At 35.7% G+C, this 2,075-nt stretch carries 3 protein-coding genes, 2 tRNA genes and 1 rRNA gene; 1 reads left to right on the forward strand and 5 read right to left on the reverse strand.

The window, feature by feature from the left end; genetic code table 11:
* The first annotated feature begins 103 nt into the window (after positions 1–103).
* On the forward strand, positions 104–256 hold the full coding sequence (locus tag F5ESL0237_RS08280) for an SHOCT domain-containing protein (RefSeq protein WP_122025208.1): 153 nt from the start codon (positions 104–106) through the stop codon (positions 254–256).
* Between the two features lie 124 nt (positions 257–380).
* On the opposite strand, the gene F5ESL0237_RS08285 is transcribed toward F5ESL0237_RS08280, so the two are convergent.
* The 5 genes from F5ESL0237_RS08285 to rrf all read right to left on the reverse strand — a co-directional run bounded on the left by F5ESL0237_RS08285 (position 381) and on the right by rrf (position 2,067).
* Positions 381–779, reverse strand: coding sequence for a type II toxin-antitoxin system HicB family antitoxin (locus F5ESL0237_RS08285; RefSeq protein WP_118896383.1), 399 nt, complete (start codon positions 777–779; stop codon positions 381–383).
* Between the two features lie 40 nt (positions 780–819).
* The gene (locus F5ESL0237_RS08290; protein WP_122025209.1) at positions 820–1,002 is read right to left on the reverse strand and encodes a type II toxin-antitoxin system HicA family toxin; all 183 of its coding nucleotides are present in this window, start codon (positions 1,000–1,002) and stop codon (positions 820–822) included.
* A gap of 768 nt (positions 1,003–1,770) precedes the next feature.
* A tRNA-Ser gene (locus F5ESL0237_RS08295) sits at positions 1,771–1,860 on the reverse strand.
* Positions 1,861–1,866: 6 nt separating this feature from the next.
* Positions 1,867–1,939, reverse strand: a tRNA-Asn gene (locus F5ESL0237_RS08300).
* 11 nt (positions 1,940–1,950) lie between these two features.
* Positions 1,951–2,067: ribosomal RNA gene (gene rrf, locus F5ESL0237_RS08305) — 5S ribosomal RNA — on the reverse strand.
* Between the last annotated feature and the right edge of the window lie 8 nt (positions 2,068–2,075).

Raw genomic sequence — 2,075 nt, forward strand, 5'->3', positions numbered from 1 at the left:
AGCAATTTTGAAGTTAGTCTCTTAAACGCTAAAAATAATAAGGCAGACGGTTTTTTTGTTAGACATGCATATTCAGAATTAAACCATGTCATTGCAATTCTAGATGGCTGGAAAGCCACGGAAAAAGCCGTCGAAGATAACCAAGGATAACACTGATGCCCCAGCAGAAATACGCAGATATAAACAACTAATGGACGATGGCATCATTACCCAAGAAGAATTCGAGGCAAAGAAGAAGCAACTGCTAGGACTTTAATGCGTCGCACACAAAGCCAGTGACAATAGACTTTGAACATCTTTTGACATTTACATCACATCCTTTCAATTTGAAGTAAAAAATAAGCAGGCTCACGCTCTGCTCATAATCAGTATAGTTATTTTTATATGCCTAATTCTTTTTCTAAAGCCTTAGACATAAGCTTACTATAATTAATATTTTTCTTATCTGCTGCATCAGCAAGATATTTAGGTATAGTAAGATTTTTTCTAACTTTCTCATGTTTTACTGTACTTTCAATTTCTGCTTTTGTTACTTCAAAAGGTAATTGAAAAGCCTCATCGTATTCTGAACTATTAAAGTCAACATGTTTTTTTAGTTCAGTAGGCTTAGGAAAATTTGTTTTGCCATCTAAAGCTAGAATTAACGCATCTTTGCCGTAATTGTAAGCTTCAGCAGGAGTTGCACCAAAAGTTATTGCTTCAGGAAAATCTTCAAATTTAACTTCCCAAACATTATCTGCAATATTATGTAATAATGTCCCAAAATATTTATACGTCATTTTTATACCTCTTCTCTCATAGGAGTACACCAAACAAGGGTCATCTAAGCCCTGCTTGCTTCATCATGGAATGTTCAATTCCTTTAGGCAATTCTCGTGAATGCATTGGAACTATAACTTTTCTAGTTCCATTTCTGTATTTTGCATGAGAGCCTGTTTGTGAAACTTTTACAAAACCATTTCTTTTTAACAGTTTCACAAATTCTTTTGTTTTCATCGGCATTGGTGTTCCCTCCTCGCAAAAATGATTATGCACTATAAGTGCATAAAAGTAAAGAAATATTTTGAAAAAATTATATTTTTTCAAGAATCTAAAATATTGGTACGGCGACATATTTATCAAGCTTGGCATGTGCTGAATGCACACGGGATCACCCCCACATCAGTGGAGAACACTAATGATATATATAAACTACGTAATCAAAATTTTTACTCAAGAAAAATTTGAAGCCAAGAAAAAACAATTGCTAGGACTTTAATCTATTGTCCACAGTGCCAGTACACTAAAAATTATAATATACAAAAAGCCGTAAGATAAAATCTTTGCGGCTTTTTTATTAAAACTATTATTATTAATAGTGACCCTGCAAAAAAGACAAAGTGCATAAGATTGGATTACGCCACAAGCAATCCTACAAAAGGGCTAATAATGCTTAAAAAAATTATACAATCCAGAAATGACATTGAACATAATGTTGTACAAACTTAAATAGTTACTTACTTCTACTAAAGAAGATACGATAACACCATACACATATTTCAAGGCTACTATTATCGACTTTCATTACTTGCTAGGGTGGTGGAATTGGCAGATGCACGGGACTTAAAATCCCGCGGTTGGTTTTCAACTCCGGTCCTCGGCATATAATGACGCACCCTTAGCGCAACTGGATAGAATATCTGATTATAAATTTGATTTTTTACATTTGCCGTGCAAAAGTAAATAAAAAGGCTAGATACATTGCTGTATTAGCCTTTCATTATTATATAACGGAGTGTGAGAGATTTGAACTCTCGATACAGGTAAAGCCCATATACATGATTTCCAATCATGCTCCTTAAGCCACTCGGACAACACTCCAAGAAACTCCGGCTGTCAGACTCGAACTGACGACATCTTGATTAACAGTCAAGCGCTCTACCAACTGAGCTAAGCCGGAATATTAAAAAAGCACGGCAACGTCCTACCCTCGCAGGCAGTCTCCCACCAACTACTCTCGGCGTTAAGAAGCTTAACTTCTGTGTTCGGCATGGTTACAGGTGTTTCCTTCTTGCTCTTGCCACCGTACTTCTTTT

The sequence above is a fragment of the Lactobacillus sp. ESL0237 genome, assembly GCF_003692985.1.
GTDB lineage: Bacteria > Bacillota > Bacilli > Lactobacillales > Lactobacillaceae > Lactobacillus > Lactobacillus bombicola.

What these genes read in the sequence shown, in the direction of transcription:
- F5ESL0237_RS08290 (WP_122025209.1), bottom strand. Translation starts at nt 1,002, where the DNA reads ATGCCGATGAAAACAAAAGAATTTGTGAAACTGTTAAAAAGAAATGGT.
- F5ESL0237_RS08280 (WP_122025208.1), top strand. Translation starts at nt 104, where the DNA reads ATGGCTGGAAAGCCACGGAAAAAGCCGTCGAAGATAACCAAGGATAAC.
- F5ESL0237_RS08285 (WP_118896383.1), bottom strand. Translation starts at nt 779, where the DNA reads ATGACGTATAAATATTTTGGGACATTATTACATAATATTGCAGATAAT.